At 61.6% G+C, this 17,756-nt stretch carries 20 protein-coding genes; 9 read left to right on the top strand and 11 right to left on the bottom strand.

Features of this window, described 5'->3' with window-relative positions; all coding sequences use genetic code 11:
• Positions 1 to 221: 221 nt before the first annotated feature.
• The 5 genes from ACIPZ5_RS17075 to ACIPZ5_RS17055 all read left to right on the top strand — a co-directional run bounded on the left by ACIPZ5_RS17075 (position 222) and on the right by ACIPZ5_RS17055 (position 3,985).
• Positions 222 to 2,039, top strand: a complete 1,818-nt coding sequence (locus ACIPZ5_RS17075) for a penicillin-binding protein activator (RefSeq protein ID WP_343597845.1) — start codon at positions 222 to 224, stop codon at positions 2,037 to 2,039.
• On the top strand, positions 2,039 to 2,410 hold the full coding sequence (locus ACIPZ5_RS17070; protein ID WP_343597847.1) for a YraN family protein: 372 nt from the start codon (positions 2,039 to 2,041) through the stop codon (positions 2,408 to 2,410). Before ACIPZ5_RS17075 ends, ACIPZ5_RS17070 begins: the two co-directional genes overlap by 1 nt.
• Before the next feature lie 86 nt (positions 2,411 to 2,496).
• Positions 2,497 to 3,090 (top strand): phosphoheptose isomerase, encoded by a 594-nt coding sequence (locus tag ACIPZ5_RS17065; RefSeq protein ID WP_008097558.1) that lies wholly within the window; start codon positions 2,497 to 2,499, stop codon positions 3,088 to 3,090.
• The gene (locus ACIPZ5_RS17060) at positions 3,087 to 3,665 is read left to right on the top strand and encodes a BON domain-containing protein (RefSeq protein ID WP_085675072.1); all 579 of its coding nucleotides are present in this window, start codon (positions 3,087 to 3,089) and stop codon (positions 3,663 to 3,665) included. Before ACIPZ5_RS17065 ends, ACIPZ5_RS17060 begins: the two co-directional genes overlap by 4 nt.
• A 101-nt stretch (positions 3,666 to 3,766) precedes the next feature.
• Complete coding sequence (locus ACIPZ5_RS17055) at positions 3,767 to 3,985, top strand: YgdI/YgdR family lipoprotein (RefSeq protein WP_400809766.1); 219 nt, start codon at positions 3,767 to 3,769, stop codon at positions 3,983 to 3,985.
• A gap of 52 nt (positions 3,986 to 4,037) precedes the next feature.
• On the opposite strand, the gene ACIPZ5_RS17050 is transcribed toward ACIPZ5_RS17055, so the two are convergent.
• The 7 genes from ACIPZ5_RS17050 to rplM form a co-directional block, all read right to left on the bottom strand.
• On the bottom strand, positions 4,038 to 4,469 hold the full coding sequence (locus ACIPZ5_RS17050) for a ClpXP protease specificity-enhancing factor (protein WP_343597854.1): 432 nt from the start codon (positions 4,467 to 4,469) through the stop codon (positions 4,038 to 4,040).
• 10 nt (positions 4,470 to 4,479) lie between these two features.
• Positions 4,480 to 5,103: a glutathione S-transferase N-terminal domain-containing protein gene (locus ACIPZ5_RS17045; RefSeq protein ID WP_343597856.1), complete on the bottom strand. Its 624-nt coding sequence runs from the start codon at positions 5,101 to 5,103 to the stop codon at positions 4,480 to 4,482.
• 117 nt (positions 5,104 to 5,220) lie between these two features.
• On the bottom strand, positions 5,221 to 6,000 hold the full coding sequence (locus tag ACIPZ5_RS17040; RefSeq protein WP_027918011.1) for a cytochrome c1: 780 nt from the start codon (positions 5,998 to 6,000) through the stop codon (positions 5,221 to 5,223).
• Complete coding sequence (locus tag ACIPZ5_RS17035; RefSeq protein WP_016395499.1) at positions 6,000 to 7,211, bottom strand: cytochrome bc complex cytochrome b subunit; 1,212 nt, start codon at positions 7,209 to 7,211, stop codon at positions 6,000 to 6,002. The genes ACIPZ5_RS17040 and ACIPZ5_RS17035 overlap by 1 nt, the downstream gene beginning before the upstream one ends.
• Entirely contained in the window at positions 7,211 to 7,804 is a 594-nt protein-coding gene (gene petA / locus ACIPZ5_RS17030) for a ubiquinol-cytochrome c reductase iron-sulfur subunit (protein ID WP_027918012.1), read from the bottom strand. Before petA ends, ACIPZ5_RS17035 begins: the two co-directional genes overlap by 1 nt.
• A gap of 264 nt (positions 7,805 to 8,068) precedes the next feature.
• Complete coding sequence (rpsI, locus tag ACIPZ5_RS17025) at positions 8,069 to 8,461, bottom strand: 30S ribosomal protein S9 (RefSeq protein WP_003260797.1); 393 nt, start codon at positions 8,459 to 8,461, stop codon at positions 8,069 to 8,071.
• A gap of 14 nt (positions 8,462 to 8,475) precedes the next feature.
• The gene (rplM, locus tag ACIPZ5_RS17020) at positions 8,476 to 8,904 is read right to left on the bottom strand and encodes a 50S ribosomal protein L13 (RefSeq protein WP_003251819.1); all 429 of its coding nucleotides are present in this window, start codon (positions 8,902 to 8,904) and stop codon (positions 8,476 to 8,478) included.
• Between the two features lie 257 nt (positions 8,905 to 9,161).
• Between rplM and ACIPZ5_RS17015 the strand changes: the two genes are divergently transcribed.
• Complete coding sequence (locus ACIPZ5_RS17015; protein ID WP_400809765.1) at positions 9,162 to 10,202, top strand: NADP(H)-dependent aldo-keto reductase; 1,041 nt, start codon at positions 9,162 to 9,164, stop codon at positions 10,200 to 10,202.
• Between the two features lie 386 nt (positions 10,203 to 10,588).
• Positions 10,589 to 11,509: a GlxA family transcriptional regulator gene (locus tag ACIPZ5_RS17010; protein ID WP_313713291.1), complete on the top strand. Its 921-nt coding sequence runs from the start codon at positions 10,589 to 10,591 to the stop codon at positions 11,507 to 11,509.
• A 172-nt stretch (positions 11,510 to 11,681) separates the two neighbouring features.
• On the opposite strand, the gene zapE is transcribed toward ACIPZ5_RS17010, so the two are convergent.
• The 3 genes from zapE to ACIPZ5_RS16995 all read right to left on the bottom strand — a co-directional run bounded on the left by zapE (position 11,682) and on the right by ACIPZ5_RS16995 (position 14,964).
• Complete coding sequence (zapE, locus tag ACIPZ5_RS17005; protein ID WP_261941479.1) at positions 11,682 to 12,776, bottom strand: cell division protein ZapE; 1,095 nt, start codon at positions 12,774 to 12,776, stop codon at positions 11,682 to 11,684.
• Between the two features lie 183 nt (positions 12,777 to 12,959).
• Positions 12,960 to 14,303: a tryptophan--tRNA ligase gene (locus ACIPZ5_RS17000; protein WP_400809763.1), complete on the bottom strand. Its 1,344-nt coding sequence runs from the start codon at positions 14,301 to 14,303 to the stop codon at positions 12,960 to 12,962.
• A gap of 25 nt (positions 14,304 to 14,328) precedes the next feature.
• Positions 14,329 to 14,964 carry an alpha/beta hydrolase gene (locus ACIPZ5_RS16995; protein WP_400809762.1) on the bottom strand — a complete coding sequence of 212 codons (636 nt, stop codon included), beginning with the start codon at positions 14,962 to 14,964 and terminating at the stop codon, positions 14,329 to 14,331.
• A 135-nt stretch (positions 14,965 to 15,099) separates the two neighbouring features.
• On the opposite strand from ACIPZ5_RS16995, the gene ACIPZ5_RS16990 reads away from it, so the two are divergent.
• Positions 15,100 to 15,537, top strand: a complete 438-nt coding sequence (locus ACIPZ5_RS16990; protein ID WP_027918018.1) for a YhcB family protein — start codon at positions 15,100 to 15,102, stop codon at positions 15,535 to 15,537.
• Positions 15,538 to 15,686: 149 nt separating this feature from the next.
• Here ACIPZ5_RS16990 and ACIPZ5_RS16985 read toward each other — a convergent pair whose 3' ends face one another.
• A complete protein-coding gene (locus ACIPZ5_RS16985; RefSeq protein WP_343597871.1) occupies positions 15,687 to 16,883 on the bottom strand; it encodes a methionine gamma-lyase in 1,197 nt (398 codons plus the stop codon).
• 127 nt (positions 16,884 to 17,010) lie between these two features.
• On the opposite strand from ACIPZ5_RS16985, the gene ACIPZ5_RS16980 reads away from it, so the two are divergent.
• Positions 17,011 to 17,490, top strand: a complete 480-nt coding sequence (locus ACIPZ5_RS16980) for an Lrp/AsnC family transcriptional regulator (RefSeq protein ID WP_261941483.1) — start codon at positions 17,011 to 17,013, stop codon at positions 17,488 to 17,490.
• Positions 17,491 to 17,756: the final 266 nt, after the last annotated feature.

Here is a 17,756-nt window from a genome sequence, read left to right as displayed (position 1 = left end):
GGTGGATTTCGAAGTCCCGGCCACATCAGTCACTGCACACACCCTGCCTTTCGGATCAAAGGCGCCATTGTAGCCCGAGCGCCGGTAACAGGGCGCAAAGAACTTCACCGGCGGCCACCGGCGAGCCGCCTATAGTGAAGGTTCTGCTAACGGCAGATCGCGCCCCGGCCGCCGCTTGGGTACAATTGCCGGCCAACTTGATCGAGTAACAGGACCTTTACATGATCGCTTGCCTGCGGCTGTTCACAGCCCTCTGCCTCGCTGCTCTGCTGGCAGCCTGCGCCAGCTCGCCCTCATCCAGCCTGGGCGAACTGCCACGCACCCCGGACGCCAGCATCGAGCAACTGCTCGAGAAGGCCGCCACCAGCAAGTCCGCCGAAGACGCTGCCCTGCTGCGCCTGAGCGCCGCCGACCTGGCCTACAAGCAGAAGGACTTCCCACGCGCCGCTCGCATCCTCGAGCAGGTGCCAATGGACACGCTCAAGCCGGCCCAGCAAATCTTCGCTGCCACCCTCGGCGCCGAACTGGCGATGAGCCGCAACCAGCCCAAGGCCGCCCTGACCGCCTTGTCTCACCCAAGCCTGCAGCACATCGCAGAACTGCCAGAGCAACAGCAGGTGCGCACCTACAGCGTCCACGCCGCCGCCCTCGAGGCCGACGGCCAGGCCCTGGCCGCCGCCCAGCAACGCGTGCTGCTGAGCCCGCTGCTCAGCGGCCAGGCCGCCAGCGCGAACAATGACGCCATCTGGGCCCTGGTCGCTTCGCTGCCGGCCGAACAGCTGCAGCAACCTGCCAACAACGAAATCCTGGCCGGCTGGACCAGCCTGGCGCTGGCGGTGAAAAGCGCTGGCACCCTGGAGCAGCAGCAGGCCGCCATCGAAGCCTGGCGCAAGCAGCACCCTGACCACCCAGCCGCCAAGCAACTGCCGCTGGCCCTGACCAAGCTCAAGGAACTGGCCAGCCAGCCGCTGACCAAGATCGCCCTGCTGCTGCCTCAGGAAGGCCCGCTGGCCGGCGTTGCCCGCGCCCTGCGTGACGGCTTCATGGCTGCCCACTTCCAGGCCCAGCAGGCTGGCGGGCAAGCGCCGGCCGTGCAGGTCTATGACAGCTCGCGCATCGGCTCGCTCGACGACTTCTATCGCCAGGCCCAGGCCGACGGCGTACAGCTGGTGGTCGGCCCGCTGGAAAAGCCGCTGGTGAAAAAGCTCGCAGCCAACGCGCAACTGCCCATCACCACCCTCGCCCTGAACTACGCCGACGCCGGCCAGAAGGCACCACCGCAGCTGTTCCAGTTCGGCCTCGCTGCCGAGGACGAAGCCCGCGAAGTGGCACGCCGCGCCCGTGCCGACGGCATGGTGCGCGCTGTGGCCCTGGTACCGAGCGGTGAGTGGGGCGACCGCGTGCTGGCCGCCTTCCGCCAGGACTGGGAAGGCAATGGCGGCACAATCATCGCTGCCGAGCGCATCGCGCAACCCGTCGCCCTGGCCCAGCAGATCGCCAACCTGTTCCAGCTGCGCCAGAGCGAAGGCCGCGCCCAGAGCCTGCAAAGCACCGTGGGCGGCAACATCGCGGCACAACCATCGCGCCGCCAGGACATCGATTTCATCTTCCTCGCCTCGACCCCACAGCAGGCGCAACAGATCAAACCGACCCTGAACTTCCAGTACGCCGGTGATGTACCGGTCTACGCCACCTCGAACCTGTACAGCGCCAGCGGTGACGTCAACCAGTACAACGACATGAACGGCATTCGCTTCTGCGAAACCCCGTGGCTGCTCGACACCAGCAACAGCCTGCGCCAGCAGGTGGTGCAGCAATGGCCACAAGCCGCAGGCAGCCTCGGCCGCCTGTACGCCATGGGCGTCGACGCCTACAGCCTGGCACCTCGCCTGGGCCAGCTCAAGGCACTGCCGGACAACCGGGTGCAAGGCCTGTCGGGCAGCCTGAGCATCAACGCCAACCAGCGCGTCGAGCGCCAGCTGCCGTGGGCCGAGTTCTCTGGCGGCCAGGTCAAGCGCCTGCCGGACACCGCGCACTGATGCCCAAGGCATCGCCGAGCAGCGCCGGCCAGGCGGCAGAAACCCAAGCCCTTGAGTACCTTCAAGGGCAAGGCCTGCAGCTGTTGACACGCAATTGGCGATGCAAAGGCGGCGAGCTTGATCTGGTCATGCTCGACGCCGATACAGTAGTATTCGTCGAAGTCCGCTATCGGTTGCACGCGGACTTCGGTGGCGCCCTCGGCAGCATTGACGGGCGCAAGCAGAAACGGCTGGTGCTTGCCGCCACCCTGTTCCTGCAGAAGGAGTCCCGCTGGGCCGATCACCCCTGCCGCTTCGACGTTGTCGCCCTGCAGGGCAGCCACCATGCAGGCAAGCCATTTCAATGGCTGAAAAACGCCTTCGAATGCTGAACCCACTCCGTTTTTTTTGCTCTATGTTTCGCGGGCTGGTCCCTGTTGCGCGTCGCGCCGGCCACCGCCCCACTTAAGGTCACCAGATGGACATGCAATCCCGAATTCGCCGGCTGTTCCAGGCCAGCATCGACACCAAGCAACAGGCAATGGACATCCTGGCACCGCACATCGAGCAGGCAAGCCTGGTCATGGTCAATGCGCTGCTCAACGAGGGCAAGATGCTCGCCTGCGGCAACGGCGGCTCGGCCGGCGATGCCCAGCACTTCTCTTCGGAACTGCTCAACCGCTTCGAGCGTGAGCGCCCGAGCCTGCCGGCCATCGCCCTGACCACCGACAGCTCGACGCTGACCTCGATCGCCAACGATTACAGCTACAACGAAATCTTCTCCAAGCAGATCCGCGCCCTGGGCCAGCCCGGCGACGTACTGCTGGCGATTTCGACCAGCGGCAACTCTGCCAACGTGATTCAAGCGATCCAGGCCGCACATGATCGCGAAATGATTGTCGTAGCATTGACCGGACGTGACGGCGGCGGCATGGCTTCGCTGCTGTTGCCCGAAGACGTGGAAATCCGCGTACCGTCGACGGTCACTGCACGTATCCAGGAAGTCCACCTGCTGGCGATCCACTGCCTGTGCGATCTGATCGACAGCCAACTGTTCGGGAGTGAAGAATGACCCCCATACGCCTCGGCCTGATGGCCCTGACCCTGTGCCTGAGCGTCACCGGCTGCAGCTCGGTGCTGACCTCGACCCGCAACTCGCCGATCGAGGATGATCGCGGCACTCGCACCATCGGCAGCAAGATCGACGACTCGCTGATCGAGACCAAGGCCTCGGTCAACATTGCCAAGGCCAGCCCTGACCTGGACAAGAGCTCGCACATCGTTGTCAGCAGCTACAACGGTATCGTCCTGCTCGCCGGGCAAACCCCGCGCGCCGACCTCAAGAGCCTGGCCGAACAGACCGCCAGCCAGGTCCAGCGCGTGAAGAAAGTGCACAACGAGCTGCAGGTGATGCAGCCCTCCTCCATCCTGGCACGCAATAACGACGCCTGGCTGACCACCAAGATCAAGACCCAGATGCTCACCGACAATGCCGTGCCAAGCTCGCGGATCAAGGTGATCACCGAGAACGGCATCGTCTACCTGCTGGGCCTGGTGACGCAGCAAGAGGCCAACTCCGCCACTGCCGTGGTTCAGGGTGTGTCTGGCGTGCAGAAGATCGTCAAGCTGTTCGAGTACATCGACTGATCAAGCCTTGCCTTGTGCCGACCCTTCGCGGGCAGCCTGCCCACACAAAGGCCGGCACAGGAACCCCCGCTCCAAACTTCCCGATATCCAGGAAACACCGCATGAAAAAGCTTCTGCTGCCCGCCCTGCTGCTCGGCACCTTCGCCACCCTGGCCGGCTGCTCCACCCCAAGCCTGATCACCCTCAACGACGGCCGCGAAATCCAGGCCATCGATACCCCGCACTTCGAGAAGGACACCGGCTTCTACGAGTTCCAGCAGCTCGACGGCAAGCGCACCCGCATCAACCGCGATCAGGTCCGCACCATCAGCGATCTGTAAGCGCAACGTTGCAGCAAAGAAAAAGGCGATCCATGCGGATCGCCTTTTTTTGTTACTTGACCACCTTCAGGCTGGGCCGCCCGCTTGGGCGCGGTGGCTGGCCACCCCCTTCCGGCGGGCCATCGTCATCCGGCTCAACGTCTTCGTCTTCAATGTCATCGCCATCCATCATCGGCGACTCCAGCTCGAAGACCATGCCTTGGCCGTTCTCCCGGGCATAGATGCCCAGAATGGCACCCGCCGGCACGAACAGCGAATGGGAGACGCCACTGAAGCGCCCCTCAAAGCTGACCGCCTCATTGTCCATGTGCAGATTGCGCACAGCGCTCGGCGAGATATTCAGGACGATCTGACCATCACTGGCGAAGCCCTGGGGCACCTGGACCGCCGGGAACTCGGCATTGACCAGCATATGGGGGGTGCAATCGTTGTCGACGATCCACTCGTACAGTGCTCGAACCAGATAGGGGCGACTGGAGTTCATCAACGGCTCCTTAAAGCTTGCGCATTTCACGTTCAACGGAGGACAGGCTCGCCAGGAAAGGCTCGCGAGCGAACTGCCGCTCCATGTAATCCAGCAGCGGCTTGGCCTGCCGGGGCAATTCAATACCCATGACCGGCAAACGCCATAGTATGGGCAATAGACAACAGTCGACCAGGCTTTGCTCCTCGCTCATGAAGCAAGCAAACTCGCCAAACAGCGGCGAGACACCGGTCAGGCTCTCGCGCAGCGCCTTGCGCGCCTCGGTGCGGGCGGCCTCAGCGCTGCGCGGGTCGAGAATGGTATCAGCCAGGGCGCACCAGTCGCGCTGGATGCGGTGCATCAGCAGGCGGCTATTGCCACGCGCCACCGGATACACGGGCATCAAAGGCGGATGCGGGTAACGCTCCTCAAGGTATTCCATCACCACGGTCGACTCATACAACGCCAGATCACGATCGACCAAGGTCGGCACGCTGCCGTAAGGGTTCACCTCTGCCAACTTGGGTGGCAGCCGCGCAGGATCGACGTCGATGACCTGCACGCTGACGCCCTTCTCGGCGAGCACAAGGCGTACCCGATGAGAATAATGGTCAGCAGGATCGGAATAGCAGGCTAACCGGTTGGTTGCGCCCATGTAGCGCCTCCTCGCAAGGAATGCTTGTAAAACTCTAAATGAAAACGCGCCCGCGGGGACCTGGCACATTTGCCAGGCCCCCGCGGGCGCGTTCAACTACCAGAAATTACTGCGTGATCAGTGCACGTCCTTCCAGTATTCGCGCTTGAGCAAGTAGGCAAATACGAAGAAGAAAGCCAGGTACAGCAACACGTAGGTACCGATGCGCTGGCTTTCCAGTTTGACCGGGTTGGCCGAATAGGCCAGGAAGGTCACCAGGTTCTTGACCTTCTCGTCGAACTGCTCGGTGTTCAGGGTACCGGAATTCGGCGTAATGGTCAGCTGGTCGCAGGCCTCATGGGTCAGCGGGCTACCCGTCAATGGGTCGAATTGCTTCTTGCCATCGACCACCATCTGCACCTGCTTGCAGCCAACCACCTGATTACCTTGCAGGCCGACCAGCACATTGGGCATGCCGACGTTCGGGAACACCTTGTTGTTGACCCCGTACGGGCGCGACTTGTCTTCATAGAAGCTGCGCAGGTAGGTGTACAACCAATCGGTACCGCGCACCCGGGCGACCAGGGTCAGGTCGGGCGGCGCGGCGCCAAACCAGGTCTTGGCATCGCTGGGCTGCATGCCGATCTGCATGTGGTCGCCGATCTTGGCACCGGTGAACACCAGCTTCTCGAGCATCAGCTCATGGGGGATGCCAAGGTCATCGGCCACTCGCTCGTAACGCTGAAACTTGGCGCTGTGGCAACCCATGCAATAGTTGGCGAAGGTGCGCGCACCGTCCTGCATGGCCGCCTTGTCGGTAAGGTCGATGTCGACCTTGTCCAGTTCCAGGCCATGTTCGGCAGCGAAGGAAAAGGCAGGCATCACTGCCAGCAAAAATACTGCAATCAACTTTTTCATCAGCCAGTCACCCTTTCCGGAACCGGTTTGGTCTTCTCAAGCCTTGTGTAGAACGGCATCAACAGGAAGTAGGCGAAGTACAGCACCGTGCACACCTGTGACAGCAAGGTCCGCCCAGGCGTAGGTGCCAGGACGCCGAGAATGCCGAGGATGACGAAGGCAATGCAGAACACCAGCAGGAAGACCTTGCTGATCCAGCCCTTGTAGCGCATGGAGCGCACCGGACTGCGGTCAAGCCAGGGCAGCACGAACAGCACGGCGATCGCGGCCCCCATGGCGATTACGCCCATGAGCTTGTCAGGCACCGCACGCAGGATCGCGTAGAACGGCGTGAAGTACCAGACAGGGGCGATATGCTCCGGCGTCTTGAACGCGTTCGCCTGCTCGAAGTTGGGTTTTTCCAGGAAGTAACCACCCATTTCCGGGAAGAAGAACACCACGGCGCAGAACACGAAGAGGAATACCACCACGCCGACGATGTCCTTGACGGTGTAGTACGGGTGGAACGGAATGCCGTCGAGCGGAATGCCGTTTTCGTCCTTTTTCTTCTTGATGTCCACACCATCAGGGTTGTTCGAGCCCACTTCGTGCAGGGCCAGGATGTGCAGCACGACCAGGCCGAGAATCACGATCGGCAGGGCCACCACATGCAGGGCGAAGAAGCGGTTCAGGGTGATGCCCGAGATCAGGTAGTCCCCGCGGATCCACTGGGTCAGGTCGCCACCGATCACCGGGATGGCACCGAACAGCGAGATGATCACCTGAGCACCCCAGTACGACATCTGCCCCCATGGCAGCAGATAGCCCATGAAGGCTTCGGCCATCAGCGCCAGGTAGATCAGCATGCCGAACAGCCATACCAGCTCACGGGGCTTCTGGTAGGAGCCGTAGAGCAGGCCGCGGAACATGTGCAGGTAGACCACGATGAAGAACGCCGAGGCACCGGTGGAATGCAGGTAGCGCAGGATCCAGCCGTACTCGACGTCACGCATGATGTACTCGACCGAGGCGAAGGCCTCTTCCGCCGAGGGCGTGAAGCTCATGGTCAGCCACACGCCAGTGACGATCTGGTTGACAAGCACCAGCAGCGCCAGCGAGCCGAAGAAATACAGGAAGTTGAAGTTCTTGGGCGCGTAATACTTGCTCAGGTGGTCTTCCCACATCTTGGTAGCGGGGAAGCGAGCGTCAATCCAGTCCATGAACTTGCTCATCATGCTTTCTCCTGGTCGACGCCGATGACGACGATGTCGTCCGACTCATAAGAATGCGGCGGCACTGGCAGGTTGAGAGGCGCCGGCTGCGATTTGTAGACACGGCCGGCCAGGTCGTAGTGGGAGCCGTGGCAAGGGCAGAAATAGCCACCGACCCACTTCGGCCCAAGGTCTGCGGGCGCGACTTCCGGGCGGAAGGTCGGCGAGCATCCCAGGTGCGTGCAAAGACCGACGAGAATGAGGATTTCCGGCTTGATCGAGCGAACCTCAGGGTCGACATAGGCCGGCTGCACCGAGCTCTTCGATTGAGGGTCGGAGAGGTCACCTTCGATCTTCTTCAGGTTGCCAAGAATCTCCTGCGTTCGCCGCACGATGAACACCGGTTGGCCACGCCACTCGGCAACCATCTGCTGCCCCGGCTCGACCTTGGCAATATTGACCTTCACCGGTGCGCCGGCCGCCTTCGCCTTGGCACTGGGAAACCATGACCCCACGAACGGTACCGCAGCCCCCACTGCCCCCGCTGCCCCGACCACGGATGTCGCGGCTACGAGGAAGCGGCGCCGGCCTGCGTTGACGCCGTCATTGCTCATTCAGTCCTCTCCCATCAGCTTTGCTTGGCCAGTTGGACCTGGCCTGTACTTAGGTTGTGTCTGTGGCGCTAAAAATTGGCCGCCATGGTAAGAAACAAATCCACACAGTGACAAGGTGATTACCCCCACAGGGAGCCATAACCCGCGCTTTGCTTGATCTGCGTCTATGCGACAAACGGTCACCGACATGCTGACAGGTTAGTTCAAGCACAAAAAAAAGCCCGGTTCCAAGGAACCGGGCTTTTTTCGACTGCCGAAGCGGTATTAACGCTTGGAGTACTGAGGACGCTTACGCGCTTTACGCAGACCCACTTTCTTACGCTCGACTTCACGAGCGTCGCGGGTGACGTAGCCAGCACGACGCAGAGCGCCACGCAGGGTTTCGTCGTATTCCATCAGAGCGCGGGTGATACCGTGACGGATCGCACCGGCCTGACCGCTGACACCACCACCGGAAACGGTGACGTAGATGTCGAACTTCTCAACGGTTTCGGTCAGCTCGAGCGGCTGGCGAACAACCATGCGAGCGGTTTCGCGACCGAAGAACACGTCCAGAGAACGGTTGTTGATGGAAATGTTACCAGTACCCGGACGCAGGAAAACGCGAGCGGTTGCGGTCTTGCGACGGCCAGTGCCGTAATTTTGAGTCGCCGACATAATGAACTTTCCCGTTAGATCTTCAGTTCTTGAGGCTGCTGAGCAGTATGTGGGTGAGCAGCACCCGCGTACACTTTCAGCTTACGGTACATGTCGCGACCCAGCGGGTTCTTAGGCAGCATGCCTTTGACCGCGGTTTCGATAACACGCTCAGGGGCCTTGGCGATCAACTTCTCGAAGTTGATTTCCTTGATACCGCCTGGGAAACCGGAGTGGGAGTAGTACATTTTGTCGGAAGACTTGGCACCAGTCACACGAACCTGTTCAGCGTTGATGACGACGATGTAGTCGCCGGTGTCAACGTGAGGGGTGTATTCTGGTTTGTGCTTGCCACGCAGACGGGTAGCGATTTCGGTAGCCAGACGACCCAGGGTCTGGCCAGCGGCGTCAACTACGAACCACTCGCGCTTTACTGTTTCCGGTTTAGCAGTAAAAGTTTTCATTCTCTAAAGCCTCAGAGGCCGCCCAGCGAAAAATAGACGGCGAATCTTACTGGATAGTGCACAGCTTGCCAAGGGCAAGCGCGCAGCCGAACGCTGACGCTTTTGGGGGCTCGGGTCGGGCACGCCAATGTTCGACGGGGTTCTTCCTGCGTGGTGGTGCATCACTTCCGCCACACGGAGAGGGGCAGAATTATCCAGATTGCACGAAAAATTTCAACCTGCTTTGATGGGCTTCTTTGCCAAGGAGTGTTTTCCCGATGGAATACCGCAAGCTCGGCCGTACCGACCTCGACGTCAGCGCCCTGTGCCTGGGCACCATGACCTGGGGCGAGCAGAACACCCAGGACGAGGCCTTCGAGCAGATTGCCCTGGCCAAGGCCAGCGGCATCAACTTCATCGACACCGCCGAAATGTACCCGGTGCCGCCGCGCCCCGAGACCTACGCCGCCACCGAGCGCATCATCGGCAACTGGTTCCGCGCCAATGGCGACCGCGACGACTGGGTGCTGGCCAGCAAGGTCGCCGGCCCCGGCAACGGCATCAGCCACATCCGCGACGGCCAGCTCAAGCACAACCGCCAGCACATCGTTGCCGCACTGGACGAGAGCCTCAAGCGCCTGCAGACCGACCGCATCGACCTCTACCAGCTGCACTGGCCCGAGCGCAGCACCAACTTCTTCGGCAAGCTCGGTTACCAGCACCTTGCCAACGACCTGTTCACGCCTCTGGAAGAAACCCTCGAAGTGCTCGACGAGCAAGTGCGTGCAGGCAAGATCCGCCACATTGGCCTGTCCAACGAAACCCCGTGGGGCACCCTGAAGTTTCTGCACCTGGCCGATACCCGTGGCTGGCCGCGGGCGGTGTCGATCCAGAACCCTTACAACCTGCTCAATCGCAGCTTCGAAGTGGGCCTGGCGGAAGTGGCAATCCGCGAGCAATGCGGCCTGCTGGCCTATTCGCCGCTGGCGTTCGGCATGCTCTCGGGCAAATACGAGAACGGCGCCCGGCCAGAAAAAGGCCGCCTGACCCTGTTCAGCCGCTTCGCCCGCTACTCCAACCCGCAGACCGTAGCGGCCTGCAGCCGTTATGTGCAGCTGGCCCATGCGCATGGCCTGGACCCGGCGCAGATGGCCCTGGCGTTCGTCACCCGGCAGCCGTTCGTGACCAGCAACATCATCGGCGCGACCGATCTTGTGCAACTGCAGAGCAACCTCGACAGCCTGCGGCTTAACCTCAGCGACGAGCTGCTCGCGGCAATCGAGGCTATCCATCAGGAGCAGCCGAACCCGGCGCCTTGAGCTGAACCCGGTGTCGACTTCTTCGCGGGTGAACCCGCTTGTGTCCTGAGGTGGGATTAGAACCTGGCGCGATCCCTGTGGGAGCGGGCTTGCCCGCGAACACGGGCGAAGCCCGTGCCATTCACCACGGTGTCGGCTTCGCGGGCAAGCCCGCTCCCACAGGATCGCGCCAGATTCTAGAAATTGAGCAAGACACTTGCTCCCGCAGGGTTCGGTGCAGACCTTGAGGGTGCGGGGTAGACACAATCGCCAAAAAATAAGACGATCCAGCCGGTGATTGACCACTCTACCCTATAAGAACAATGACAATGATGTTTACCCAACCCTCCGCGTCGTTGCGGCGCGTCAGCATCCTGGCCATTGACAAGGTGTTCGCTTCGACCTTGATGCAGGCCAAGGATTTCTTCCATCTCGCCAGCCTGCGCTACAGCAAGCAGCTGGGCCTGGGCTTGCAGCCCATGTTCGAGATTCATCTGGTGAGCCCCGATGGCCAACCGGTGGACAGCTTCAGCAATGTGCAGTTGCCAGTCGACGGCGGCCTCGACGATGCCGACGTGATCATCCTCCCAGCCTTCTGGGAAGATTTCGACAATCTGCAGCAACGTTATCCGCAGGTGCTGCCATGGCTGCGCGAACAGCACGCCCGTGGCGCGGTGTTGTGCGCCGAAGCCAGCGGGGTATTCTGGCTGGCCGAATCCGGCTTGCTCGACGGCAAGGAGGCGACCACCTACTGGCGCTTCTTCAACAGTTTCGCCGAGCGCTTCCCGAAGATCCGCTTGAACCAGGACAAGCACCTGACCGACGCTGACAACCTGTACTGCGCTGGCGGCACCACTTCAGCCTGCGACCTGTACATCTACCTGATCGAGCGCTTCTGCGGCGCCAACGTGGCGCGTGCCGTGGCCCGCGACATCCTTTACGAAGTGCAGCGCAACTACACGCCAGGGCGCATGGGCTTCGGCGGCCAGAAGCTGCACCAGGACCTGATCATCCTGCAGATCCAGCACTGGCTGGAAGAACACTTCGCCGACAAGTTCCGCTTCGAGGACGTGGCCCGCAACCATGGCATGAGCATCCGCAACTTCATGCGCCGCTTCCAGGGGGCGACGGGTGACAAACCGCTGCACTACCTGCAGCGGTTACGCATCGAGACGGCCAAGGGGCTGCTGTCGAGCACGCGCAAGAGCATCAAGACCATCAGTTACGAGGTCGGCTATGACGATGCGAGTTTCTTTGCGCGGTTGTTCCGCCAGCATACCGAGCTGTCGCCGAACCAGTATCGCCAGCAGTTCATGCAAGAGGCATGAGACCAATGGGGCTGCTGCGCAGCCCATCGCCGGCAAGCGCGGCTCCCACAAGGTGGACTGCCCCCAAGAAGTTGGACAAAAAATCCAACCCTTGGGGGCAGTCCAAGGTATTACGCAATACCTTGTGGGAGCCGAGCTTGCCGGCGATGGGCCGCAAAGCGGCCCCAGGATCTCAGGGCTTGTGCGCGCGCGCGAGGAATTCGTGCGACTGCATTTCCAGCAAGCGGCTCAGGGTGCGCTGGAACTCGAAGCTCAGGCGCCCGCCGGTGTACAGGTCTTTGAGCTCCACCTCGGCCGAGATGATCAGCTTGACGTTGCGGTCGTAGAACTCGTCCACCATGTTGATGAAGCGGCGGGCGATATCGTCGGTGGTGACGCCCATCTGCTCCACGTTGCTCAACAGCACGGCATGGAAGATCTTGCCCAGTTCGATGTAGTCGTTCTGGCTGCGGGGGCCGTCGCACAGGGCGCGGAAGTCGAACCAGGCCACGTCGTCACAGGTAAGCAGGGCATTGATCGGGCGATTCTCGATCATCAGCACGTCGTTCTCGACCGCCTGGGTGCACTCAGGGGTCAGCGCCTTGAAGCTGGCGCGCAGGCTCTGGTGCGCCGCGTCATCGAGCGGGTAGTGGTACAGCTCGGCCTGCTCCAGGTGACGCAGGCGGTAGTCGACCCCGCTGTCGACGTTCACCACGTCGGTGTACTGCTTGATCATGGCGATGGCCGGCAGGAAGCGCGCGCGCTGCAGGCCGTCCTTGTACAGGCCGTCCGGCACGATGTTGGAGGTAGCCACGAGCGATACGCCGTTCTTGAACAACTCTTCCATCAGGGTGCCGAGGATCATCGCGTCGGTAATGTCGGACACGAAGAATTCGTCGAAGCAGATCACCTTGGCTTCTTCGCTGAAGCGTTTGGCGATGATGGTCAGCGGGTTCTTCTCGCCCTTGAGGGTTTTCATTTCCTCATGGACGCGCTTCATGAAGCGGTGGAAGTGCGTGCGCATCTTCTGCTTGAACGGCAGTGCCTCATAGAAGGTGTCGACCAGGTAGGTCTTGCCGCGCCCTACTCCGCCCCAGAAGTACAGGCCTTTGACCGGCGTCTGCTCCTTCTTGCCGAACAGCTTGCCGAACATGCCCGGCTTGTTGTTCTGCGCGTGCACCAGGTCGTCGTACAGACGCTGCAGGTGACGAACCGCAGTTTCCTGCGCCGCATCATGGAAGAAGTCGGGACGTTTCAGATCTGCTTGATATCGTTCTAGGGGCGTCATGATTTCGTTAGCGAGGCAACAAAAAACGGGCCGTCACTGTAGCGACAGGCCCGCTTAATGGCAATCAGACTTGCGGCGAAATGCCTCAGGCGGTGTGCATTCCTGTGGGAGCGGGTTTACCCGCGAAGCAGGCAGCGCGGTGCCTGGCACCGGCTATGCCGGTGTTCGCGGATAAATCCGCTCCTACTGTGGCGCAAGCGCTACACGCAGGCTTTCGATAGCCGAATCTCGGGCTTCGGAGCTGCCGAACTGCGGCCCGTCGGCCACCTGCTCGCCGTTCAGCCACAGGCTGAAGCCAAGGCCATCGACGCGTACATCGGCTTCGCCGCCCTGCTGCAGTTGCTTGCTCACGGCACCGGCACTCTTGCCATCGGCGAAGCTGCGCGACAGTAGCAGTTGCTCGCCATCAGCGGCCAGCAGGCGGAAGCGGAAGCTGCCGTCTTCATCACGGAAGCTGACGAAGCGTGCGCTCTTGGCGGCCTTCTTCTTCACTTCGGTGGTGGCCTGCACGCTGCTGCGGAACGAACGCAGGCCAACTGCTTCGCGCAGTTGCTCGAGGAACGGGGTAGCGATCTTGCGGGCCTTGGAGGCGCCAGCAAGGAGGATGTCTTCCAGATCGTTCGGGCGCGAGATCAGCTGGTGGTAGTGCTCGCGCTTTTCGGCCAGCTGGCCGTCGAGCAGCTGGAACAGGCGCTGCTTGGCCTCACCCCAGCCAAGGCCCTGCAGCAGCTCTTCGCGGAACTCGGCGCACTGCGCCGGCGTCGAGAAAGCCTGGAACAGGGTGAACAGGTGCGAGTTGTCCGGATCCTTGGCTTCGCCAGGGGCACGCGAGTCGGTGACGATGCGCGAGATGGCGTCTTTCATCTCCTTGGCGCTGGTGAACAGCGGGATGGTGTTGTCGTAGCTCTTGGACATCTTGCGCCCGTCCAGGCCCGGCAAGGTCGCCACGCTCTCCTCGATCACCGCTTCGGGGAGGGCGAAGAAATCGTTGCCCTGGCCGAACAGGTGGTTGAAACGCTGGCCGATGTCACGGGCCATTTCCACGTGCTGGATCTGGTCGCGGCCGACCGGCACCTTGTTGGCGTTGAACATCAGGATGTCCGCCGCCATCAGCACCGGATAGCTGAACAGGCCCATGGTCACGCCGGCATCCGGGTCTTCACCGTTTTCGACGTTCTTGTCCACCGAGGCCTTGTAGGCGTGGGCACGGTTGAGCAGGCCCTTGGCCGCGACGCAGGTCAGCAGCCAGGTCAGTTCCGGGATCTCGGGGATGTCGGACTGGCGATAGAAGGTCACCTTGTTCGGGTCCAGGCCACCGGCCAGCCAGGTGGCGGCGATTTCCAGGCGCGAGCGCTGGATGCGCAGCGGGTCGTCGCACTTGATCAAGGCATGGTAGTCGGCCAGGAAGTAGAACGAGTCGACACCAGGCTGCTGGCTGGCGACGATCGCCGGGCGGATGGCGCCGGCGTAGTTGCCCAGGTGCGGGGTGCCGGTGGTGGTGATACCGGTGAGGATGCGCGTGGTCATGGGTGTTCGCTTATTCAGGCTTGGCTCAGTTCGAAAGGCGCGGCAGCAGCAGATCCTTCAGATCGGTCAGCTTGCCATGGAAGAAGTGTCCGCATTCTGCCACTTTCAGCAGCTCATGGGGGCGCCCCAGTGCGTCGGACCATTCGTAAACCAGCTGTGGATCGACGACTTCGTCGGCATCGGGCTGCACCACGGCGATCGGGCAGCGCTGCGGCAGCGGGAAGTCGGCGGTCAGGCGCATCACCGCCGGGGCGATCATGAACAGCTGTTGCAGCGCCACACCTTGCGCCTCCAGGCGCCCGGCCAGGCTGGTGGCGACGAAGCCGCCGAACGAGAAGCCCATCAGCACCAGCGGCAACTGCGGGTGCTTCTCGCGCAGCCACGCTGCAGCGGCCTCGGCATCGGCCACCTCGCCAGCGCCCATGTCATGGCTGCCGGCACTCTGGCCGACACCGCGGTAGTTGAAGCGCAAGGTCACATAGCCAGCGTCGCGGGCGGTGCGCTGCAGGGTCGAGACCACCTTGTTGAGCATGGTGCCGCCCTGGACCGGGTTGGGGTGGCAGATCAGCACCGCACCGCGGGCATCGGCCACATCCAGGTACAAGGCTTCCAGCTGGCCGATCGGGCCGTCGATGAACAAGGGGGTTTCGCGAACAAGCAAGGCACTACTCCGTGACCTCGAAGGGGGTCGTTTCGTCTAGGTGAGGAATTCTGTTCTGATTTGCGATCGCTCGCGGTATACAGCGCAGGTCTGAGCCGTTAACGTAAAGCAAAGCCGTTTATAGAGGAAGGACTCGTGGAACTCTCGCTCCTTGTTTGGTTGTTGCCAACCCTGGCCCTGGTCATCGGTGTGGCGGTCGGTTTCATCGTGGCCCGCCTGTTGCCCAATGCGGCGCCCAGCAGCACCCAGCGTCAGCTGGACGATATCCAGCAGCGCTTCGACAGTTACCAGAACCAGGTGGTTACCCACTTCAACAGCACCGCGGTACTCGTCAAGAAGCTGACCCAGAGCTACCAGGACGTGCAGGATCACCTGGCCGACGGCGCCAACCACCTGGCGCTCGACGAGCTGACCCGCCAGCGCCTGCTCGCCGCCCTGCACTCCGAGGGCACCCAGGGGCCGCGTGACCGCCTGACCCCGCCGAAGGATACCGCCGAAGTGCCACGCGACTATGCACCGAAGTCGCCGAACTCGCCGGGCATGCTCGACGAGAGCTACGGGCTCAAGCGCTGACATGAACAAGGCCTCGAAAGAGGCCTTTTTTTGGTCTCGATCATGGCATCTGCGGGAGCGGGCTTGACCCACGAAGCAGGCGACTCGGTGGCTGGCACCGGCTTCGCCGGTGTTCGCGGGACAAGCCCGCTCCCACAGGGCCAGGTAACCTAGCTGCAAGCCTTAAGCGCCTGCCCCACGTCCGCCAACAAGTCCTCGACATCCTCCAGCCCCACCGACAACCGCACCAGACCTTCGGAAATCCCGTGATGCGCCCGCTCTTCGGGCGTATAGCTGGAATGGGTCATGCTCGCCGGATGCTGCGCCAGCGATTCGGCATCGCCCAGGCTCACCGCCCGGGCAAACAGTTGCAGCGCATTCATGAAGCGCCGCCCGGCCTCGATCCCACCCTTGAGCTCGAAAGCGATCATTCCGCCCGGCAAGCGCATCTGTCGCTGCGCCAGTTCGTACTGGGCAAACGATGGCAGCCCAGGATACTGGATCAACTCTACCTGCGGCTGGCGCGCAAGGAATTCGGCAACCTGCTGGGCATTCGCGCAATGGCGGTCCATGCGCAATGCGAGCGTCTTGATGCCACGCATCAACAGCGACGCGTCATGCGGCGACAGCACTGCGCCAGTCATGTCCTTGAGGCCTTCAAGGCGGATCCGGTCCACCAGTGCCTTGCGCCCGATCACCAGGCCAGCCGTGATATCACCGTGGCCGCTTAGGTACTTGGTCGCCGAATGTACGACCAGGTCGGCGCCCAGTTCCAATGGCCGCTGCAGGTACGGGGTGCAATAGGTGTTGTCGACCACGATATGCAGGTCATGCCCCCTCGCCGCTTCGGCCACCGCCGCGATGTCGACCAGCTGCATGTTCGGGTTGGCCGGGGTTTCGAAGTAGATCATCCGGGTCTTGCGGGTGATCGCTGCTTTCAACGCCTTGGTGTCATTGAGGTCGACATGGCGCACCTTCACCCCGAACTCGCCGATGCCATGGTGCATGTAGGCAAAGGTGCAGCCATACACCGTACGCCCGACGATCAGCTCGTCGCCAGGGCGCAGCAGGGTCCACAAGGTCGAGGTGATGGCGCCCATGCCCGACGCCAGCGCCAGGCCAGCCTCCCCTCCTTCCAGCGAGGCCATGCGCTGCTCCAGCAACGCCAGGGTCGGGTTGGAAATGCGGCTGTAGAAGTGCCCGCCCTCCTCTCCGGCAAAGCACGCCGCGCCGTATTCGACGTTGGGGAAGGCATAAGTTGCAGTCTGGTAAACCGGTGGCACCAGAGCGCCGCCGTGGGAAAGCGGGTCGTAACCATGGTGGATGGCGCGGGTGGAAAAACCGGTGTTGTTATGGGAGTCGCGCATGGCAACAGCCTCTGGTGGTTTGTTATAAGCTTATGCCACCGAGCTGCCTGAATTTTTCCAAAATTGCCCACGCATTTGCGCACTTTTTGGAATGAAAACAACAAATAAAACACCAGGAGGGCAAATCATGCCTTCAAGCCTCGACCGCACCGACCGCGCCCTGCTCGCCGCCCTGCAGGACAACGCGCGCCTCACTGTTTCCGAGCTTGCCGACCACGTCGCACTGACCACCTCGCCGTGCTGGCGACGGGTCAAGTTGCTGGAGGACAACGGATATATCACCGGTTATCAGGCCATTCTTTCGCCCAAATCATTGGGGTTTGGCGTGACGGCGTTTGTCAGCATCATGATGGATTCGCATACCAAAGACATGGCTTTGGCGTTCGAGCGAAGGCTGATGGAGATTCCCGAGATAGTGGCGTGTCACAACATATCTGGACGGTATGATTTCCTGCTGGAGATTCTGGCAAGGGACTTGGAATCGTTCGGGGAGTTTACTCGGGAAGTACTGCAGCGGTTGCCGGGGGTGAAGGAGATTTACTCAAGTTTTTCCTACAAGGCGGTCAAGGAAAAACGGGTAATTCCTGTGTCTGAAACACACATCTAATGTAGAGCTTTCCTGTCGGTAGGAGCATTCCTACCGATTGACGCCCCCGCGCCCAGCATACAGAAAAATTCCGACAGCGCACGCTTGCCATGTAGTGATCAGGAGAACCCTGATCCTCCCTAACCGAGAGGACATTAAGTTCAAATTCGACATCGAACCTTACAAGCAGGGTTGCGAAAGAATGATGGATTACCAAGAGCATTATCGCCAAATCAAGAAACCAATGATCTGAAGCGTTAGTCTGGGGCACTGAATTTTATGCAGGG

Source organism: Pseudomonas sp. NPDC089428, assembly GCF_044749325.1.
Taxonomy (GTDB): domain Bacteria; phylum Pseudomonadota; class Gammaproteobacteria; order Pseudomonadales; family Pseudomonadaceae; genus Aquipseudomonas.
The sequence above is the reverse complement of the archived record's forward strand: the minus strand, read 5'-3'. Positions and strand labels throughout refer to the sequence as shown.

Bases quoted from the DNA above. Each gene is read 5' to 3' on its own strand.
- ACIPZ5_RS17075 (WP_343597845.1), top strand. From the start codon at position 222: ATGATCGCTTGCCTGCGGCTGTTCACAGCCCTCTGCCTCGCTGCTCTG.
- ACIPZ5_RS17070 (WP_343597847.1), top strand. From the start codon at position 2,039: ATGCCCAAGGCATCGCCGAGCAGCGCCGGCCAGGCGGCAGAAACCCAA.
- ACIPZ5_RS17065 (WP_008097558.1), top strand. From the start codon at position 2,497: ATGGACATGCAATCCCGAATTCGCCGGCTGTTCCAGGCCAGCATCGAC.
- ACIPZ5_RS17060 (WP_085675072.1), top strand. From the start codon at position 3,087: ATGACCCCCATACGCCTCGGCCTGATGGCCCTGACCCTGTGCCTGAGC.
- ACIPZ5_RS17055 (WP_400809766.1), top strand. From the start codon at position 3,767: ATGAAAAAGCTTCTGCTGCCCGCCCTGCTGCTCGGCACCTTCGCCACC.
- ACIPZ5_RS17050 (WP_343597854.1), bottom strand. From the start codon at position 4,469: ATGAACTCCAGTCGCCCCTATCTGGTTCGAGCACTGTACGAGTGGATC.
- ACIPZ5_RS17045 (WP_343597856.1), bottom strand. From the start codon at position 5,103: ATGGGCGCAACCAACCGGTTAGCCTGCTATTCCGATCCTGCTGACCAT.
- ACIPZ5_RS17040 (WP_027918011.1), bottom strand. From the start codon at position 6,000: ATGAAAAAGTTGATTGCAGTATTTTTGCTGGCAGTGATGCCTGCCTTT.
- ACIPZ5_RS17035 (WP_016395499.1), bottom strand. From the start codon at position 7,211: ATGAGCAAGTTCATGGACTGGATTGACGCTCGCTTCCCCGCTACCAAG.
- petA (WP_027918012.1), bottom strand. From the start codon at position 7,804: ATGAGCAATGACGGCGTCAACGCAGGCCGGCGCCGCTTCCTCGTAGCC.
- rpsI (WP_003260797.1), bottom strand. From the start codon at position 8,461: ATGTCGGCGACTCAAAATTACGGCACTGGCCGTCGCAAGACCGCAACC.
- rplM (WP_003251819.1), bottom strand. From the start codon at position 8,904: ATGAAAACTTTTACTGCTAAACCGGAAACAGTAAAGCGCGAGTGGTTC.
- ACIPZ5_RS17015 (WP_400809765.1), top strand. From the start codon at position 9,162: ATGGAATACCGCAAGCTCGGCCGTACCGACCTCGACGTCAGCGCCCTG.
- ACIPZ5_RS17010 (WP_313713291.1), top strand. From the start codon at position 10,589: ATGCAGGCCAAGGATTTCTTCCATCTCGCCAGCCTGCGCTACAGCAAG.
- zapE (WP_261941479.1), bottom strand. From the start codon at position 12,776: ATGACGCCCCTAGAACGATATCAAGCAGATCTGAAACGTCCCGACTTC.
- ACIPZ5_RS17000 (WP_400809763.1), bottom strand. From the start codon at position 14,303: ATGACCACGCGCATCCTCACCGGTATCACCACCACCGGCACCCCGCAC.
- ACIPZ5_RS16985 (WP_343597871.1), bottom strand. From the start codon at position 16,883: ATGCGCGACTCCCATAACAACACCGGTTTTTCCACCCGCGCCATCCAC.
- ACIPZ5_RS16980 (WP_261941483.1), top strand. From the start codon at position 17,011: ATGCCTTCAAGCCTCGACCGCACCGACCGCGCCCTGCTCGCCGCCCTG.